General features: G+C 70.7%; 17 protein-coding genes. 7 read left to right on the top strand and 10 right to left on the bottom strand.

Translation table 11 applies throughout. The features are described 5' to 3' along the window. Position 1 precedes the first annotated feature (1 nt). From ACIRPU_RS22545 to ACIRPU_RS22555, 3 genes are all read left to right on the top strand, one after another. Positions 2-1396, top strand: coding sequence for a metallophosphoesterase (locus ACIRPU_RS22545; protein ID WP_403869955.1), 1395 nt, complete (start codon positions 2-4; stop codon positions 1394-1396). A gap of 193 nt (positions 1397-1589) precedes the next feature. Then, positions 1590-3143, top strand: a complete 1554-nt coding sequence (locus tag ACIRPU_RS22550; RefSeq protein ID WP_403869958.1) for an ABC transporter substrate-binding protein — start codon at positions 1590-1592, stop codon at positions 3141-3143. A 122-nt stretch (positions 3144-3265) separates the two neighbouring features. Beyond that, positions 3266-3667, top strand: coding sequence for an ATP-binding protein (locus ACIRPU_RS22555; protein ID WP_403869961.1), 402 nt, complete (start codon positions 3266-3268; stop codon positions 3665-3667). Positions 3668-3731: 64 nt separating this feature from the next. Here the strand turns inward: ACIRPU_RS22555 and ACIRPU_RS22560 are convergent, their stop codons facing one another. Together ACIRPU_RS22560 and ACIRPU_RS22565 are read right to left on the bottom strand one after the other, a co-directional pair. Further along, positions 3732-5177: an ATP-binding protein gene (locus tag ACIRPU_RS22560; protein ID WP_403869964.1), complete on the bottom strand. Its 1446-nt coding sequence runs from the start codon at positions 5175-5177 to the stop codon at positions 3732-3734. Further along, a complete protein-coding gene (locus ACIRPU_RS22565) occupies positions 5174-5863 on the bottom strand; it encodes a response regulator transcription factor (RefSeq protein ID WP_403869967.1) in 690 nt (229 codons plus the stop codon). Before ACIRPU_RS22565 ends, ACIRPU_RS22560 begins: the two co-directional genes overlap by 4 nt. Positions 5864-6030: 167 nt before the next feature. Here ACIRPU_RS22565 and ACIRPU_RS22570 point away from each other — a divergent pair, with 167 nt between their 5' ends. Next, positions 6031-8451: an MMPL family transporter gene (locus ACIRPU_RS22570; protein WP_403870123.1), complete on the top strand. Its 2421-nt coding sequence runs from the start codon at positions 6031-6033 to the stop codon at positions 8449-8451. Position 8452: 1 nt separating this feature from the next. On the opposite strand, the gene ACIRPU_RS22575 is transcribed toward ACIRPU_RS22570, so the two are convergent. The 4 genes from ACIRPU_RS22575 to ACIRPU_RS22590 all read right to left on the bottom strand — a co-directional run bounded on the left by ACIRPU_RS22575 (position 8453) and on the right by ACIRPU_RS22590 (position 10740). Next, positions 8453-9277 (bottom strand): TetR family transcriptional regulator, encoded by an 825-nt coding sequence (locus ACIRPU_RS22575; RefSeq protein WP_355710206.1) that lies wholly within the window; start codon positions 9275-9277, stop codon positions 8453-8455. A gap of 10 nt (positions 9278-9287) precedes the next feature. Next, positions 9288-9809, bottom strand: coding sequence for a DCC1-like thiol-disulfide oxidoreductase family protein (locus ACIRPU_RS22580; RefSeq protein ID WP_403870126.1), 522 nt, complete (start codon positions 9807-9809; stop codon positions 9288-9290). Between the two features lie 5 nt (positions 9810-9814). Then, entirely contained in the window at positions 9815-10231 is a 417-nt protein-coding gene (locus ACIRPU_RS22585) for a hypothetical protein (RefSeq protein ID WP_355710208.1), read from the bottom strand. A gap of 101 nt (positions 10232-10332) precedes the next feature. Next, a complete protein-coding gene (locus tag ACIRPU_RS22590) occupies positions 10333-10740 on the bottom strand; it encodes a VOC family protein (RefSeq protein ID WP_403869971.1) in 408 nt (135 codons plus the stop codon). 149 nt (positions 10741-10889) lie between these two features. On the opposite strand from ACIRPU_RS22590, the gene ACIRPU_RS22595 reads away from it, so the two are divergent. From ACIRPU_RS22595 to ACIRPU_RS22605, 3 genes are all read left to right on the top strand, one after another. Further along, entirely contained in the window at positions 10890-11390 is a 501-nt protein-coding gene (locus ACIRPU_RS22595) for a TM2 domain-containing protein (RefSeq protein ID WP_403869974.1), read from the top strand. Continuing rightward, positions 11383-11808 carry a DUF2752 domain-containing protein gene (locus ACIRPU_RS22600; RefSeq protein ID WP_355710214.1) on the top strand — a complete coding sequence of 142 codons (426 nt, stop codon included), beginning with the start codon at positions 11383-11385 and terminating at the stop codon, positions 11806-11808. Before ACIRPU_RS22595 ends, ACIRPU_RS22600 begins: the two co-directional genes overlap by 8 nt. A gap of 229 nt (positions 11809-12037) precedes the next feature. Further along, on the top strand, positions 12038-12301 hold the full coding sequence (locus ACIRPU_RS22605) for a TM2 domain-containing protein (protein ID WP_310432318.1): 264 nt from the start codon (positions 12038-12040) through the stop codon (positions 12299-12301). Positions 12302-12409: 108 nt separating this feature from the next. On the opposite strand, the gene ACIRPU_RS22610 is transcribed toward ACIRPU_RS22605, so the two are convergent. From ACIRPU_RS22610 to sdhC, 4 genes are read right to left on the bottom strand one after another with little or no spacing between them, the layout of a single operon-like run. Continuing rightward, positions 12410-13171 carry a succinate dehydrogenase iron-sulfur subunit gene (locus tag ACIRPU_RS22610; protein WP_351758098.1) on the bottom strand — a complete coding sequence of 254 codons (762 nt, stop codon included), beginning with the start codon at positions 13169-13171 and terminating at the stop codon, positions 12410-12412. Beyond that, a complete protein-coding gene (sdhA, locus tag ACIRPU_RS22615; protein WP_403869978.1) occupies positions 13171-14925 on the bottom strand; it encodes a succinate dehydrogenase flavoprotein subunit in 1755 nt (584 codons plus the stop codon). The genes ACIRPU_RS22610 and sdhA overlap by 1 nt, the downstream gene beginning before the upstream one ends. Before the next feature lie 33 nt (positions 14926-14958). Then, positions 14959-15441 carry a succinate dehydrogenase hydrophobic membrane anchor subunit gene (locus ACIRPU_RS22620; RefSeq protein WP_384122083.1) on the bottom strand — a complete coding sequence of 161 codons (483 nt, stop codon included), beginning with the start codon at positions 15439-15441 and terminating at the stop codon, positions 14959-14961. 5 nt (positions 15442-15446) lie between these two features. After that, a complete protein-coding gene (gene sdhC / locus ACIRPU_RS22625) occupies positions 15447-15827 on the bottom strand; it encodes a succinate dehydrogenase, cytochrome b556 subunit (protein WP_078615861.1) in 381 nt (126 codons plus the stop codon). Positions 15828-15965 lie beyond the last annotated feature (138 nt).

The following is a 15965-nucleotide window of genomic DNA, read 5'->3' on the forward strand; positions in this document are numbered from 1 at the left end:
CATGGTGATCGTCTTCGTGCTGCTCGCCCTGACCGTGCTGGTCGGGGCCAACTGGTACCTGTGGCGGCGGCTGTTCCACGACACCACCCGCGGCCCCGGCCCGGCCCGCCGCGCCGGTGCGGTGCTGGTCGCGGGCGGCTGGGCGCTGGCGATCGGCGCCCTGGTCGCCGAACGCACCGGAGCCCCCTTCTGGCTCCAGCGCGTGCTGGCCTGGCCGGGCTTCCTGTGGCTGGCCCTGTCGGTCTACCTGTTGCTCGCCGTGCTCGTGGGCGAGGCCGTACGGCCGCTGCTGCGCCGCTTCCTGGAGAAGCGGGCGTCCGCCGGGACCCCCGCGGCGCAGCCCGAGCCGAAGCCGGTCCCGATCGGAGCGCCGGCCTCCGAGACGCCGGAGGCCGGGCGGCCCCCACGCGCCGAGCCGGCGCCCGAGGGTTCACCGTCCGAACGGTCGGCGCCCGAGAGTCCGGAGGCCGAGGGGCCGGTGTCCGAACGGCCGGGATCCGGGAAGCCGGCGCCCGACGGCGCGGCGCCCGAGCGCCCGGAGCCCGAGAGCCCGGAGCGGTCCCCTTCGGCCCCGTCCCGCCGGGTCTTCGTGTCCCGGGTCGTGGCCGGTGCGGCGGCCGCCGCGGCCGTCGGGACGGTCGGCTACGGCACCTACGGCGTGCTGCGCGGCCCCAGGGTCAAGCGGGTGACGGTGCCCCTGGCCAAGCTCCCGCGCGGCGCCCACGGCTACCGGATCGCGGTCGTCAGCGACATCCATCTGGGCCCGGTCCTCGGCCGGGGCTTCGCGCAGAAGGTCGTCGACACGATCAACGCGACGCAGCCCGACCTGATCGCGGTCGTCGGTGACCTGGTCGACGGCAGCGTGAAGGACCTGGGCCCGGCGGCGGCCCCGCTCGCGCAGCTGAAGGCCCGGCAGGGCAGCTTCTTCGTCACCGGCAACCACGAGTACTTCTCCGGCGCCGCACAGTGGGTCGAGGAGGTGCGGCGGCTCGGCCTGGACCCGCTGGAGAACGCCCGTACGGAGCTGCCCTGGTTCGACCTGGCCGGCGTCAACGACATCGCGGGCGAGAGCGAGGGCCAGGGGCCCGACTTCGCCGGCGCGCTCGGCGACCGTGACACCACGCGCGCGTGCGTGCTCCTCGCCCACCAGCCCGTCCAGATCCACGACGCCGTACGCCACGGCGTCGACCTCCAGCTCTCCGGCCACACGCACGGCGGCCAGCTGTGGCCCGGCAACTTCCTCGCGGCCGCCGCGAACCCGACCGTGGCGGGGCTGGAACGCTACGGCGACACCCAGCTGTACGTGTCCCGGGGCGCGGGCGCCTGGGGCCCGCCCACCCGCGTGGGAGCCCCCTCCGACATCACCGTCGTCGAACTGGCCTCGACGCACGCCTGACGGCCGATCAGAAGCCTGTGGAGAGACTGTGAAACCCGGTCGAAACAAGGCGTCGGTAAGTTCTTTCCCATCTCCCCAGAATCCTCTTCCCCCTGGCGAAACACGTGTGGTTAGGTGAGCCCGCCGCCAAGGGGAGCGGCACTTTTTCTGTGGACTGGGCCCTGCTGGCGGCCTGGGGAGGCAGGGCATCACCATGCGATCTGTTCGCATGCGGATTCTCGTGGCGCTGCTGGTTCTCGCGGTCGTCGGAGTGGGCGGCTGGCAGTTGCTGCCGTCGCAGGACAGCGGGGGCGCGACCATCACGGTCGGCACCACGGACAGCGTCACCTCGCTCGATCCGGCGGGGGCCTACGACGCCGGATCCTGGGCGCTGTTCAGCAACGTCTTCCAGTCGTTGCTGACCTACGAGCCGGGTGGCGTCTCGCCCGTGCCGGACGCCGCCGAGAGCTGTTCCTTCGCCAAGGACAGTCTCGTCACGTACAGCTGCGAGCTGCGTGACGACCTCACCTTCAGCGGCGGCACCCAGGTGACCGCCGAGGACGTGAAGTTCTCCTTCGACCGGGTCAAGAAGATCAACTCGGATGTCGGCCCGGCGTCCCTGTTCTCCACCCTGAAGTCGGTGGACGCCAAGGACCTGAAGGTCACCTTCCACCTGTCGTCGCCGGACGCCACGTTCCCGTTCAAGGTGGCCACCGGAGCGGGCTCGATCGTCGACCACACCCAATACCCGGCGGACGGCCTGCGCGTCGGCAGCCGCGTGGACGGCTCCGGCCCGTACCAGCTGAAGGCGTACACGAAGGGCAAGAAGATCCTGCTGTCGCCCAACTCGCGGTACAAGGGCGCCGTGTCGACCGGTTCCCCCATCGAGTTGCGCTACTACGCGGACCCCGAGGCCCTGGAGAAGGCCTGGAAGGCCAAGGCGGTCGAGGCCGCCACCCGCCAGCTGCCGCCCTCGGTGCTGGCCGCCCTCAACCCCAGCGACCCCGACCAGCGCGTCTACGAGGCCGACGGCTCCGAGACCCGCAACCTGTACTTCAACACCCGCTCCGGTTCACCGCTGCACGAGACGGACGTCCGCAAGGCGATGGCCTGGCTGATCGACCGCGAGCAGCTGGCGGCGAGCGTGTACGACGGGACCGTCGAGCCGCTGTACTCGCTCATCCCGACCGGCATCACCGGCCACACCACCTCCTTCTTCGACAGCTACCCGGACGGGAGCGCCGGGAAGGCGCGCAAGCTCCTGGAGTCGGCCGGCGTCACCGTTCCGGTGAGGTTCACCTACGGCTACGGCCTGGGCAGCGGGGCCGCGGCGGCCGAGGCCAAGGAGATCAAGCGGCAGCTGGAGGCGAGCGGTCTGTTCAAGGTGGACGTCAAGGGTTACGAGTGGACCGACTTCCAGAAGCGGTGGGCCACCGGCAAGCTCGACGCGTACGCGGTCGGCTGGGTCGCCGACTACCCCGACCCGGACACCTTCGCGGGCCCGCTGGTCGGCACCGACTCCACCATGAACACCGGCTACAGCAGCAAGACCGTCGACAAGTACATCGCCGGAAGCCGGCAGTTCGCCGACCGCAGCCGGGTCGCCGCCGACTTCCGTGACCTCCAGCAGGTCATCGCCGAGGACGTGCCGGTCGTCCCGTTGTGGCAGCGCAAGGAGTACATCGTCACCAGCGCGGACATCGGCGGCGGCCAGTTCCTGGCGGACGGCAACGGCGTGTTCCGTCTCTGGAAACTCGACTGGATCTGAGCCGAAGTCCCCACCCGGCTCGCGGACTTGATCCCGCGAGCCGGGCATGCGCCCCCGTCACACCGGGCAGGCACCCGAAGCGGCACCATGTGACGGAGGTGTGTACGGGATGAGGAGCAGACGTGCTGAGACGCAACTCGTTCCGGCTGCCCCGGCACCCGGCGTCCGTCGGTCTCGCCCGGCGCCGGGTACGGGACCATCTCGCGGACTGGGGGCACGGCCCCGACGACCCGGCGCTGGCCCACGCCGTCCTCGTCGTGTCCGAGCTTGCCACCAACGTCGTACGCCACGGGCCCCTGCTCGAGCGGGAGTTCGAGGTGGCCGTCACGGCCCTCGGTGACGGTTCCTGCCTCATAGAGGTCTCCGACGAGGGCCGGCACGAACCCCGGCTACGGCTGGTCGGCGAGTCGGAGGAACACGGACGGGGGCTGCACCTGGTGGAGCACCTCGCGGCCGCGTGGGGCGTGTGGAGCCGGGGCCGGCACGGCAAGACGGTATGGGCACTGGTCACGGCCCCCGCCTAGCCCGAGCCCGCCGGTGACGCACCTCCGTGACGCACCTCCTGTGGCGACCCTTCGTGACACGCGGTCAGACACAGGCCTTCGGCCGGGTCGGCAGCGTCACCGTCACGGCCAGCCCCTCGCCCGGCGCCGTCCGCACGCTCACCTCGCCGCCGTGCGCCTGGACGACCCCCTGCACGATCGCCAGGCCCAGACCGCTGCCCGCGCCGCCCCCGGCCCGGAAGAAACGGTCGAACACCCGCGCCGCGTCCTCCGGCCCCAGCCCCGGCCCCTCGTCCTCGACCGACAGCCGTACGACCCCGTCCACCCGCTCCACCCCGAGCCGCACCGGCACCTCGGCCGAGGTGTGCGTGCGCACGTTGGCCACCAGGTTGCCCAGCACCTGACGCAGCCCCGACTCGTCGGCCCGCACCAGCACGGCCCCGTCGGCCGCGACCGTGACCGGCCGGTCCGGCTGCTGCGCGCGCAGGTCCTGCGCCGAGTCCCGCACCAGACGGCTCACGTCGACGCCCCGCAGCCGCAGTTCGGGCCGCTGGTCGAGGCGGGCCAGCGTGAGCAGCTCGTCGACGAGCCGGCCCATCCGGTCCACCTCGCCGTTCATCCGGTCCCAGGCCCGCCTGCGGTCCTCCGGCTCGACCAGCATCCCCTGGTCGTACAGCTGGAGGTAGCCGCGGATCGCGGAGAGCGGGGTGCGCAGTTCGTGCGAGGCGTCGGCCACGAAACGGCGCAGCTGGGCCGCGCTGTGCTCGCGCGTGCGGTACGCCGTCTCCACCTGGTGGAGCATCGAGTTCAGGGCGAGCCGCAGCTGTTCGACCTCCTGGGTGGGGTGGTGGCTGGAGGGCACACGCCGGGTCAGGTCACCCTCGGCGATCGCCGACGACGTCTCCACCATGTCCTCCAGCGGCCGCATCCGCCGCCGCACGCTGAACAGGGTCAGACAGGCGAGCAGGGCCAGCAGCAGCGTGCCGACGGCGAGGTCGAGCTTCAGGGCCTTCGCTATGCCCTTGTGGAGGCCTTCGGTGGAGGTGGCCAGCAGGATGTACGTGCCGTCGGTGAGCCGGGTCGCGGTCGCGCGGTACGTGTCGCCGTGCACGGTGACGTCGTGCGGGTCGGCGTCGGCGCTGAGGGCGAGCGGGTCGGGCACCGCGTCCGCGAGGCCGCGCTGGGCGTCGGTCGGCCGCACGTCGAAGATGGTGAGCGCCGTGCCCCGGCCGTCGACGGCGGTGAAGATCGAGTCGGGCGTCGGCCGGCTGTCCGTGTTCTGGGGCATGAGCCGGTCGCTGACGACGCTCAGCACGGACAGCGAGTCGATCTGGCGCAGCGTCAGCTGCGAACTGCCCAGCGAGTCGCGCATCTTGGTCAGCTCGGCGTCCACCTGGTCGAGCAGGTAGTGCCGCATCCCCATCAGGCTGACGGCGGTCGCGACGACGATGCCGAGCGCGAGCAGCCCCACGTTCGCCGTCGTCAGCTTGGCCCGCAGCGAGTGGATGCCGTGCCGGTGGATCCGCCTCACGCCAGTCCGTATCCGACGCCCCGCCGGGTGGTGATCACCGGCGGTCCGAGGACGTCCAGCTTGCGCCGCAGATAGCTGATGTAGGTCTCGACGACCGTCGACTCCGGCGCGGTGTGCTCGTACTGCCAGACATGGCGCAGGAGTTGCTCCTTGGGCACGACCCGGCCGCCGTTGCGCACCAGGAAGCGCAGCAGCGCGTACTCGGTGGGGGTGAGCTCGACCGAGCGGCCGGCGCGGTGCACGCTGTACGTCGTCTCGTCGAGCTCCAGGTCGCCGTAGCGCAGCGGCGGCCGCTGCGGAAGGACGTCGGCCGGCCGGGTACGGCGCAGCACGGCGGTGATCCGCGCGACGACCACGTCGATGTCGAACGGTTTGGTGATGTAGTCGTCGCCGAAGCCGAGGGCGCCGACGATCTCGGTCGGCGCGTCCCGCGCGGTGAGGAACACCAGTGCCAGGTCCGGCCTGCGCGCCCGCAGTTCACGCCCCAGCGCCCGGCCGTCGCCGTCCGGCAGCATCACGTCCAGCAGGGCCACGTCGGGCCGGGTGCGGTCCGCGAGGGCGAGCGCCTCGCGGACGGTGCCCGCGGTCATGACCTCGAAGCGGTGGTAGCGCAGGGCGATGGCCAGGACGTCCGCGATGCTCGGTTCGTCCTCCACGACCAGCACGGTGCCACAAGCCGTCGTCATGCCCCCAGTATCGGCGGACCCACCGAGGATCGGGCCGGTTCCCGCTTTGGAGTTCCTTGAGAGTCATGGTCGTCACATGTCCACGCACGCGTGGCGCCGCCGATCCTGTTGCCCAGGACCTGGGGGACCGACCGACGATCTGCAGAAGGAGACTGAGCGTGGCGGCATTGGCACGCTGGTGCTATCGACACCGGCTGGTGGTCCTGTTGCTCTGGGTGGGGGCGCTGTTCGGGCTGGGATTCTCGGCCTCGACGGCGGGCACGGACTACGCGAACGTCTTCTCCCTCCCCGACACGGACTCGAAGAAGGCGTACGACCTGATGGAGAAGGCGTTCCCGGCGAGCGCCGGAGACACCGACACGGTCGTGTGGAAGGTCGACGAGGGCTCGGTACGGGACCAGGACGTACGGTCCCGGATCCAGCCCGCGCTCGAGAAGATCGCGGGCATGAAGGGCGTCGGCGGGGTCACCGGCCCCTACGCGGCGGACGCGGCGGACGCGGCGGACGCGGCGCAGATCAGCGGTGACGGGCGGATCGCCTACGCCCAGATCACCTTCACCGAGCAGGCGAACGCCGTACCGAAGGAACTCGTCCAGGACGTCGTCGACACCGCGCGGGACGCCGGACGCGACGGCCTGGAGGTCGAGGTGGGCGGCCAGGCCGTCCAGCGGGTGCAGGAACCGCCCACCGGCCTCGCCGAGATGGTCGGCCTCGCGGCGGCGGCCGTCGTGCTGTTCCTCGCCTTCGGCTCGCTGTACGCGATGCTGCTGCCGCTCGCCGTGGCGGTCTTCGGCGTCGGCATGGGCCTGTTCTCGACCCAGTTGCTGAGCCATGTCACCGACATCCCGGACCTGGCCCCGCTGCTGTCCTCGCTGATCGGCCTCGGCGTCGGCATCGACTACGCCCTGTTCATCGTCACCCGGCACCGCAAGGGCGTCCTGCGCGGCCTGGACCCGGAGGAGTCGACGGTCGTCGCCCTCAACACCTCCGGCCGGGCCGTGCTGTTCGCCGGCGGCACGGTGTGCATCGCGCTGGCCGGGATGCTGGTGACGAACCTGCGCTTCCTGGACGGCGTCGTCATCGGCACCTCCCTGACGGTGGTGCTGAGCGTCCTCGCCGCGACGACCCTGCTGCCCGCCCTGCTCGGCTTCCTCGGCCCGCGGGTGCTGAGCCGCAAGCAGCGGCGCGTGCTGGCCGCGACCGGTCCGGAGCCGGAGAAGGAGAGCGGCCCCGCGGCCCGCTGGTCGGTGGGCGTGCAGCGCCGGCCGAAGACGATCGCCGCGCTCGCGCTGGCCGTCATGGCCGTCCTCGCGCTCCCCGTGCTGTCGCTCCGCCTCGGCGCCACCGACCAGGGCAACGACGACGCCTCGACGACCACCCGGCAGGCCTACGACCTGCTCGCCGAGGGCTTCGGGCCGGGCTTCAACGGCCCCCTCCAGGTGGTCGTGGACGGCGGTGACGCCACCGCCCTGGCCCAGGACATCAAGAACACGCCCGGCGTCGCCCAGGTGGCCGCGCTGCCGCCCGCGAGCGGCGTCACGGTCATCCAGGTGGTGCCCACGACCTCGCCGCAGTCCGCGGAGACGGACACCCTGATCGACCGGCTGCGGGACGACGTCATCCCGCAGGCCGGGGCGCAGGCGCACGTGGGCGGTGTCACGGCGGTCTCCAAGGACTTCGCCACGGTCACCGGCGACCGGCTGCCGCTCTTCGTCGCCACCATCATCGGCCTGGGCTTCCTGCTGCTCCTGGTCGCCTTCCGCTCCCTGGTGGTGCCGCTGACGGCCGCCGTGATGAACCTGGTCGCGGCCGCGGCCTCCTTCGGCGTCCTCGTCGCGGTCTTCCAGTGGGGCTGGGGCCTGGACCTGCTCGGCCTCGGCAAGGAAGGACCGATCAACGCCTTCCTGCCCGTCATCATGCTGTCCCTGCTCTTCGGCCTGTCCATGGACTACCAGGTCTTCCTGGTCAGCCGGATGCACGAGGAGTGGGTGCACACCAGGGACAACGCGCGAGCGGTCCGGGTGGGCCTCGCGGAAACCAGCCGGGTCATCAACTCCGCCGCCCTGATCATGGTCTGCGTCTTCCTCGCCTTCGTGCTCAGCGGTGACGCGGGCGCGGCGATGGCGGGCGTCGGCCTCGCGGCCGCGGTCGCGCTGGACGCGTTCATCCTGCGTACGGCACTGGTCCCGGCCGCGATGCATCTGCTCGGCGACTCCAACTGGTGGCTGCCCGGCTGGCTGGAGAAGCGGCTGCCGCATCTCGCGGTCGAGCCCAAGGAGGAGGCGGCGCCTGCGACGGTCGCGGCGGGCGAAGGACCGGCCTCGGTCGTGCACGGCTACGTCCGCGACACGGCCGGCGAACCGGTCGAGGGCGCGAGGGTCGCCCTGGTGGCGCGGGACGGGCGGGAACTGGACCGCGTGACCTCCCTCGCCGACGGCTCGTACATCCTCTCCGTCCCCGCCCCGGGCACGTATCTGCTGGCGACGACGGCCGAGCCGCTCCTGCTGAAGCGGGTCCGGCAGCTGACGGTCACCGGGGAGCCCCTGGTCCACGACGTGGAGCTGGAGGAGGGCGCCGAGGTGAGCTGAGTCAGTCCGAGGAGGAGCCCGCCGCGCCCGTCCGGCCCGGCGGGCTCTTCTTCACCGGGTCAGGCAGGGCGTTGGTCATGCCGGGCAGGAAGTCCGTGAACAGGTCGTGGACCTCGAGGACGAGCGGCCGCAGCACCCGGAACCGGGCCAGCGCCACGCCCCGCGCGGTGAGCCGCGCGCCCCGGCCGGCCAGCCGGTAGCTGCGCTCGCGCCCCTCCGTGCGGTCGTAGATCCAGTACATGACGAGGCCCATCTGGGAGAGCCACATCAACTCGGGGAGCACCTCGCGCAGCTCCTCCGGGACCTTCGCCTTCGACCCCGCGAGGACCTCCTTGTGGACGGCGATGGCCTCCACGCGCGCGTGCTCCGACTCGGCGGAGAAGGGGCTGAGCGGGCTGTCCGGGTCGGCGGCGTTCTTGAAGAACTGGACCGCGAACTCGTGGTACGGCTCGGCCACCTCCAGCCAGACCCGCAGCACGCCCGCCAGCCGGGCCTCCAGACCGGTCTCCCGCGCCAGGACGTCCCGTACGGCCTCCCGGTGCTCGGCGGCCAGCCGGTCGTAGAAGCCCTGGATCAGGTGCTCCTTGCCGGCGAAGTAGTAGTACGCGTTGCCGACCGAGACGCCCGCCTCCTGGGCGATGGCCCGCATCGTCGTCTTGTCGTAGCCACGCTCCTGGAACAGCCGCATCGCCGTCTCCAGGATCAGAGCGCGGGTCTGCTCGGACTTGGACGTGGGGGCGGCCTCATGAGGTTCGGTCGCGGAAGCGGCCTCAGGGGGCTCGGACGGGGAAGCGGCCTCGGCGGGACCGTCGTTGTTCGCGGGCACGTACAGGAGCCTAGCCAGTGAAGCAGGCGCCGTCGGCACAGGTGGGCGGGTTGTAGTGCCAGCCCGCCTGCGGGTCGTACGCCCAACCGTCGCCGCGGCGGTAGACGCCCCCGCCCCAGCCCGCGGACTGGCCCGCGGACTGCCCGCGCCCGTCGCGCCACCTGGCGGCGGCGAGAACGGCGCCCCGCGCCAGCTTCGCCCCGGCGGGCGTGGACAGCCGGTGGGACATCGGGCGGTACTCGCGCAGCGCCCACAGGGTGACGATCCAGGCGGCGGCGCCCTGGTAGACCTGACCGAGGTCGCCGACGACGGTGATCTCGTCGAGGGTCGCGCGGTGGTCGAGGCCGGGGAAGCGGGCGGCCGCCTCCGCGGACCCCGCCGCGACGAACTCCAGCGGCACCAGCTGCGGCTGCCGGCCCAGCCAGTCGCGCAGGAAGCCGCACAGCGAGCACCCGGCGTCGTGGAGCACGGTGAGCCGGCGGACCGGGACGCGCTTGCCGTCCCGGTCGGCGGCGGGCCGGTCGGCTGCCATCGTGCTCACGCCCCGGCGGCGGGAGCCGAGGGGGCCGTCCAGCCCTGCGGGCCGACCGGCGGGACCTGCTCCCGCTCCATGACCCCGCGCCGCCGGATCCGGTTGAGGACGTACACGTTGGCCAGGTGCATCGCGCCGAGGACCAGCAGCACCACGCCGAGCTTCGTCGAGAGGGCCTCGAAGATGCCGCGCGTGTCCTCGATGGTGTCGTCGCCGCTCAGGTAGAGGGCGACGAAGCCGAGGTTGAGGAGGTAGAAACCGACCACCAGGAGGTGGTTGACGGCGTCGGCGAGCTTCTCGTTCCCCTGGAGCACGTCGGCGAGGAATATCCGGCCGTTGCGACTGAGGGTCCTGGCCACCCAGATCGTCAGTCCGATGCTGACGACCAGGTAGACGACGTAGGCGATGACCGTGCGGTCCATGTTCCCCACCTTTTCTTGAACGCGTTCAAAACGCTGTCGTGGATGACTGTAGCGCTTGTTTTGAACACGTTCAACTGGGTGGGGCGAGGCCGCCCGCCGCCCTAACGCCTCGCCAGCTCGGGCCGCTTGAGGTAGTCCGTGAACCCGAGGACGTTCCCCCACGGGTCGGCGATCTCGACGGTCCAGCCGGTGGCCGTGGAGAACGGCGGGTCCACGGGGGTGATGCCGGCCTCGGCCAGCCGTCGCGCCGCCGCCCGCGCGTCCGGCACCTCCAGCCAGACGCACGGGGACGGCCAGTTCGGCGGCCGGTGCCCCAGGGCCTCCTCGTGCCGGAGGAGAACCCCCGGCGTCTCGCCCCCGACCTTCAGCAGGGCGATCCCGGCCTCGTCGAACCGCAGTCCCACCGTGAACCCGGCCCGCTCGTAGAAGCCGACCGCCTCGCCGAGGTCCCCGACGGGCAGCAGGAGGTTGTCGAAACCGAGCACCTCGTACGACTGGTCATCTGACATGCCGTCAGATTAGGTGTAGAGGGCCCGAAAACCGGTCAAGAGCACCCCGGTCTCCGCGTGGCGGGTTTTCTGCTGCAAGATGTTCTGCATTCATCCGCCCTCTTCTTATCTGCGGATGATCCGATCACCTGACCTCGGGGGAACTCACCTTGTCCGAAACGCCGCAGCAGCCCCAGGAGCCACAGCAGCAGCCGCCGCAGCCGCCCCCGCCCGGCTACGGGTACCCCGGCGCCGGCCCCGGCGGCCCGCAGGACGCGGGCCACCCGGGCCAGCCCGGTCCCGGCCCCTACGGCTATCCCCAGCCCGGCCAGCCGCCCTACCCGGGCTACGCCCACCCCGGCTACGCGGCCCCCGGCTACCCCGCCCCCGGGTACATACCTCCCGGCACCTTCACCGGCGACCCCCAAGCCCCCTACGGGTACGACCTCATGGGCCGCCCCTACTCCGAGAAGTCGAAGATCGTCGCGGGCGTGCTCCAGCTCACCCTGGGCAGCTTCGGCGTCGGCCGGTTCTACATGGGCGACGTCGGCATCGGCCTCGCCCAGCTGTTCACCTGCGGCGGCCTCGGCATCTGGGCGCTCATCGACGGCATCATCCTGCTGGTCAGCGACGACAAGACCGACTCCAACGGGCGGATCCTGCGTGGCTGACGCGGAGCGCCTCTCCGCGAGGTGTTCGGCCGCGCTGCGGCACCCGGCGGCGGGCCCCCTCGCGGTGCTCGCCGCCGGCGCGGCCGGCTCCGCGTATCTCTACGTCACCGACCCGCACCAGCCCGGCCACTGGCTCCCGCAGTGCCCGTTCCGGCTCCTCACCGGCCTGCTCTGCCCCGCCTGCGGCGGCACCCGCATGGTGTACGACCTGATGCACGGTCACTTCACGCAGGCCTGGCTCGACAACCGCGTGCTGCTGCTCGCCTCGCCGTATGCGCTTGCGCTGCTGGTCCGTTGGATGTGGGCGGGTCTGCACGGCCGCACCTGGCATCCGCGGCTGAGTCCGAGGGCCTCGACGGTCGTCCTCGGTGTCGCGGTGGCATGGACGGTGCTGCGAAACCTGGTTGACGGATTTTGATCACGGATCAGGAACAATGGATCATCTGTACTCCCTTTTTACCCTCTGTTTTCTCTAGGCTCACCAGTCACAGGGGGGACGTTCTGGCATGGCGGAGCCGTGCGAGGACGTGGGTCGAGATCGGTCGACGTCGGTCGACGCGTGTGGTTCTCGCGTCGCATCCCTCCTGGACTCCCCATCTCGGAGCGGGCCGTCCCGGCCTCCCACAGTCATTCCAGGAGCAGTTCTCATGACCGTCCCCACCCCGCAGGCCCCCTACGGGGTCGACCCCCTGGGTCGTCCGTACTCCGACAAGTCCAAGATCGTCGCCGGTATCCTCCAGCTCTTCCTGGGCACCCTCGGCATCGGACGCTTCTACGTCGGCTCCGTCGGCGTGGGCATCGCCCAGCTCTTCACCTGCGGCGGCCTCGGCATCTGGGCGCTGGTCGACGGCATCCTGTTCCTCACCAGCAACGACCGCACCGACAAGCAGGGTCGCGTCCTGCGCGGCTGACACCGGCGCGCTGACCCGGCCGACACCGGCCCGGCGACACGGCGAGGGCCCCGCTCTTTCAAGGAGCGGGGCCCTCGCCGTGTCGCCGGGCTCAGCGAGCCGGATGGCTCAGAAGCGGCGCGTGATCAGCGCTCGCTTCACCTCCTGGATCGCCTTCGTGACCTCGATACCGCGCGGGCAGGCGTCCGTGCAGTTGAACGTCGTACGGCAGCGCCAGACGCCGTCCTTGTCGTTCAGGATCTCCAGACGCTGCTCACCCGCCTCGTCACGCGAGTCGAAGATGAAGCGGTGGGCGTTCACGATCGCGGCCGGACCGAAGTACTGGCCGTCGTTCCAGAACACCGGGCAGGACGACGTGCAGGCCGCGCAGAGGATGCACTTCGTCGTGTCGTCGAACCGCTCGCGGTCCTCGGCGGTCTGGAAGCGCTCGCGCGTGGGCTCGTTCGTGTCCTTCGTGATGAGGAAGGGCATGACGTCCCGGTACGCCTGGAAGAACGGGTCCATGTCGACGACCAGGTCCTTCAGGACCGTCAGGCCCTTTATGGGCTCGACCGTGATCGGCTTCTCGGGGTTGATGTCCTTGATCAGCGTCTTGCACGCCAGGCGGTTCTTGCCGTTGATCCGCATCGCGTCCGAACCGCAGATGCCGTGGGCGCAGGAACGCCGGAAGGTCAGCGTGCCGTCGACGTCCCACTTGATCTTGTGGAGACCGTCGAGGACGCGCTCCTTCGGGTCGATCTCCAGCGTGAAGTCCTGCCAGACGGCCTCCGCCGAGACCTCCGGGTTGAACCGGCGGACCCGGAAGGTGACCGTGATGTACGGGGAGGCCGCGGACTCCGCCTCGACCTTGTCCAGAACGGGGGTTGCCATCAGTACTTACGCTCCATCGGCTGGTAGCGGGTCTGGACGACCGGCTTGTAGTCGAGTCGGATGGACTCGGTGCCGTCGTCGCCCACCTCGCGGTACGCCATGGTGTGGCGCATGAAGTTGACGTCGTCGCGGTTCGGGTAGTCCTCGCGGTAGTGACCGCCGCGGGACTCCTTGCGGGCCAGCGCCGACACCGCCATGACCTCGGCCAGGTCGAGCAGGTTGCCCAGCTCGATGGCCTCCAGCAGGTCGGTGTTGAACCGCCGGCCCTTGTCCTGGATCGAGATGTTGTGGTACCGCTCGCGCAGCTCGGCGAGCTTCTCGACCGCCGTCTTGATCGTCTGCTCCGTGCGGAACACCATGACGTTGGCGTCCATGGTCTCCTGCAGCTCGCGGCGCAGTTCCGCCACCCGCTCGGTGCCGGTGGACGCGCGCAGGTGCTCCACCTGGTCGATCACCTGCTGGGCGGGGTTCTCCGGCAGCTCGACGTACTCCGCCTTCTGCGAGTACTCGGCGGCGGCGATGCCGGCCCGCTTGCCGAACACGTTGATGTCCAGCAGCGAGTTCGTGCCCAGACGGTTCGCGCCGTGCACCGACACACAGGCGACCTCGCCGGCCGCGTACAGGCCCGGGACGACCGTCGTGTTGTCGCTCAGGACCTCGCCCTGGACGTTCGTCGGGATGCCGCCCATCGCGTAGTGCGCGGTGGGCTGGATCGGGATCGGGTCCGTGTACGGCTCGATGCCGAGGTACGTGCGCGCGAACTCCGTGATGTCCGGGAGCTTCGCGTCCAGCTGCTCCGGCGGGAGGTGCGTGAGGTCGAGGTAGACGTGGTCGCCCTCGGGACCGCAGCCGCGGCCCTCACGGATCTCCGTGTAGATGGAGCGCGAGACGACGTCACGCGACGCGAGGTCCTTCATGACCGGCGCGTACTTCTCCATGAAGCGCTCGCCGTCCTTGTTGCGGAGGATGCCGCCCTCACCGCGGGCGCCCTCCGTCAGCAGGATGCCCATGCGCCAGATGCCGGTCGGGTGGAACTGGAAGAACTCCATGTCCTCCAGCGGCAGCCCGCGCCGGTACACGGCCGCCTGGCCGTCACCCGTCAGCGTGTGCGCGTTCGACGTCACCTTGAAGAACTTGCCGGTGCCGCCGGAGGCGTAGATCACGGCCTTCGCCTGGAAGACGTGGATCTCACCGGTGGCCAGCTCGTACGCGACCACGCCCGCCGACCGCTGCACGCCGTCGACCTCGGTGAGGAGCTGGTCCAGGACGTAGAACTCGTTGAAGAACTCCACGCCCTCCTTGACGCAGTTCTGGTACAGCGTCTGGAGGATCATGTGACCGGTGCGGTCGGCCGCGTAGCAGGACCGGCGGACCGGGGCCTCGCCGTGGTTGCGGCTGTGACCGCCGAAGCGGCGCTGGTCGATCGTGCCGTTGGGCGTCCGGTTGAACGGCAGGCCCATCTTCTCCAGGTCGAGGACGGAGTCGATGGCCTCCTTCGCCAGGATCTCGGCGGCGTCCTGGTCGACCAGGTAGTCACCGCCCTTGACCGTGTCGAAGGTGTGCCACTCCCAGTTGTCCTCTTCCACGTTGGCCAGCGCGGCGGCCATGCCGCCCTGCGCGGCGCCCGTGTGGGAGCGGGTGGGGTAGAGCTTGGTCAGCACGGCGGTGCGGCTGCGCTTCGTCGACTCGATCGCGGCGCGCATACCGGCGCCACCTGCGCCGACGATGACTGTGTCGTACTTATGGATCTTCATGAGTGTTTCTCTCAGTCCCTCGGTCCCGTGCGCCTAGCGGATGTTCGGGTCGAAGGTGAAGATCACCAGCGTGCCCAGCAGGATGGTGAACACCGTGGCGGTGTAGAGCAGGCCCTTCAGCCACAGCCGGGTGTTCGCGCGCTCCGCGTAGTCGTTGATGACCGTGCGCAGGCCGTTCGTCCCGTGCAGCATGGCGAGCCACAGCATCAGCAGGTCCCAGACCTGCCAGAACGGGGAGGCCCAGCGGCCGGCCACGAAGGCGAAGCCGATCTTGGAGACGCCGCCGTCCAGCACGAGCTGGATCAGCAGGTGACCCAGGACCAGGACGACCAGCACGACGCCGGACAGACGCATGAACAGCCAGGCGCCCATCTCGAAGTTGCCCCGAGTGGACCTCGGGGTCTTCCTGGTGCGCTGCCGCGGGGGCTCGATGAGGGGCGCGGGGTTGTCCACGTCGTAGACGGAGCCGCCCTCGACGGGGCCGATCCCGGCCGCGGTGGTTTCAGTGGTGGCCATCGGTCTCAGCTCCCGAACAGTTCACGAGCGGCGTGGCCGAGCACGGGGTAGATCGCCCCGAGCATCAGCAACAGCCACAGACCGACGACGCTCCAGAGCATCTGCTTCTGGTAGCGCGGGCCCTTCGACCAGAAGTCGACGGCGATGACGCGCAGGCCGTTGAGCGCGTGGAAGAGGATGGCGGCCACGAGGCCGTACTCCAGCAGCGCCACGACCGGCGTCTTGTAGGTGGCTACGACCTTGTCGTAGTCCTCGGGTGAGACACGCACGAGGGCGGTGTCCAGCACGTGAACGAACAGGAAGAAGAAGATGAGGACGCCGGTGACTCGATGAGCCACCCAGGACCACATTCCTTCCCGGCCGCGGTACAGCGTTCCAGCCGGCACGGAAGAACCCTCCGGGAGCGGGGATTGGGGCCTGCCGGCTTGGGGTGTCGGACGGGCCCGGCCGGGTACGGTCCACCGGCCCCCAGCATCGTAGCCAGCCATGGGCGCTCGGCTTACAGGGGGCCTACCGGTGTGATC

This window comes from Streptomyces sp. NPDC102259 (assembly GCF_044766465.1).
Lineage (GTDB): Bacteria > Actinomycetota > Actinomycetes > Streptomycetales > Streptomycetaceae > Streptomyces.

What these genes read in the sequence shown, in the direction of transcription:
- ACIRPU_RS22545 (WP_403869955.1), top strand. Translation starts at nt 2, where the DNA reads ATGGTGATCGTCTTCGTGCTGCTCGCCCTGACCGTGCTGGTCGGGGCC.
- ACIRPU_RS22550 (WP_403869958.1), top strand. Translation starts at nt 1,590, where the DNA reads ATGCGATCTGTTCGCATGCGGATTCTCGTGGCGCTGCTGGTTCTCGCG.
- ACIRPU_RS22565 (WP_403869967.1), bottom strand. Translation starts at nt 5,863, where the DNA reads ATGACGACGGCTTGTGGCACCGTGCTGGTCGTGGAGGACGAACCGAGC.
- ACIRPU_RS22580 (WP_403870126.1), bottom strand. Translation starts at nt 9,809, where the DNA reads ATGGCAGCCGACCGGCCCGCCGCCGACCGGGACGGCAAGCGCGTCCCG.
- ACIRPU_RS22585 (WP_355710208.1), bottom strand. Translation starts at nt 10,231, where the DNA reads ATGGACCGCACGGTCATCGCCTACGTCGTCTACCTGGTCGTCAGCATC.
- ACIRPU_RS22590 (WP_403869971.1), bottom strand. Translation starts at nt 10,740, where the DNA reads ATGTCAGATGACCAGTCGTACGAGGTGCTCGGTTTCGACAACCTCCTG.
- ACIRPU_RS22605 (WP_310432318.1), top strand. Translation starts at nt 12,038, where the DNA reads ATGACCGTCCCCACCCCGCAGGCCCCCTACGGGGTCGACCCCCTGGGT.
- ACIRPU_RS22610 (WP_351758098.1), bottom strand. Translation starts at nt 13,171, where the DNA reads ATGGCAACCCCCGTTCTGGACAAGGTCGAGGCGGAGTCCGCGGCCTCC.
- sdhA (WP_403869978.1), bottom strand. Translation starts at nt 14,925, where the DNA reads ATGAAGATCCATAAGTACGACACAGTCATCGTCGGCGCAGGTGGCGCC.
- ACIRPU_RS22620 (WP_384122083.1), bottom strand. Translation starts at nt 15,441, where the DNA reads ATGGCCACCACTGAAACCACCGCGGCCGGGATCGGCCCCGTCGAGGGC.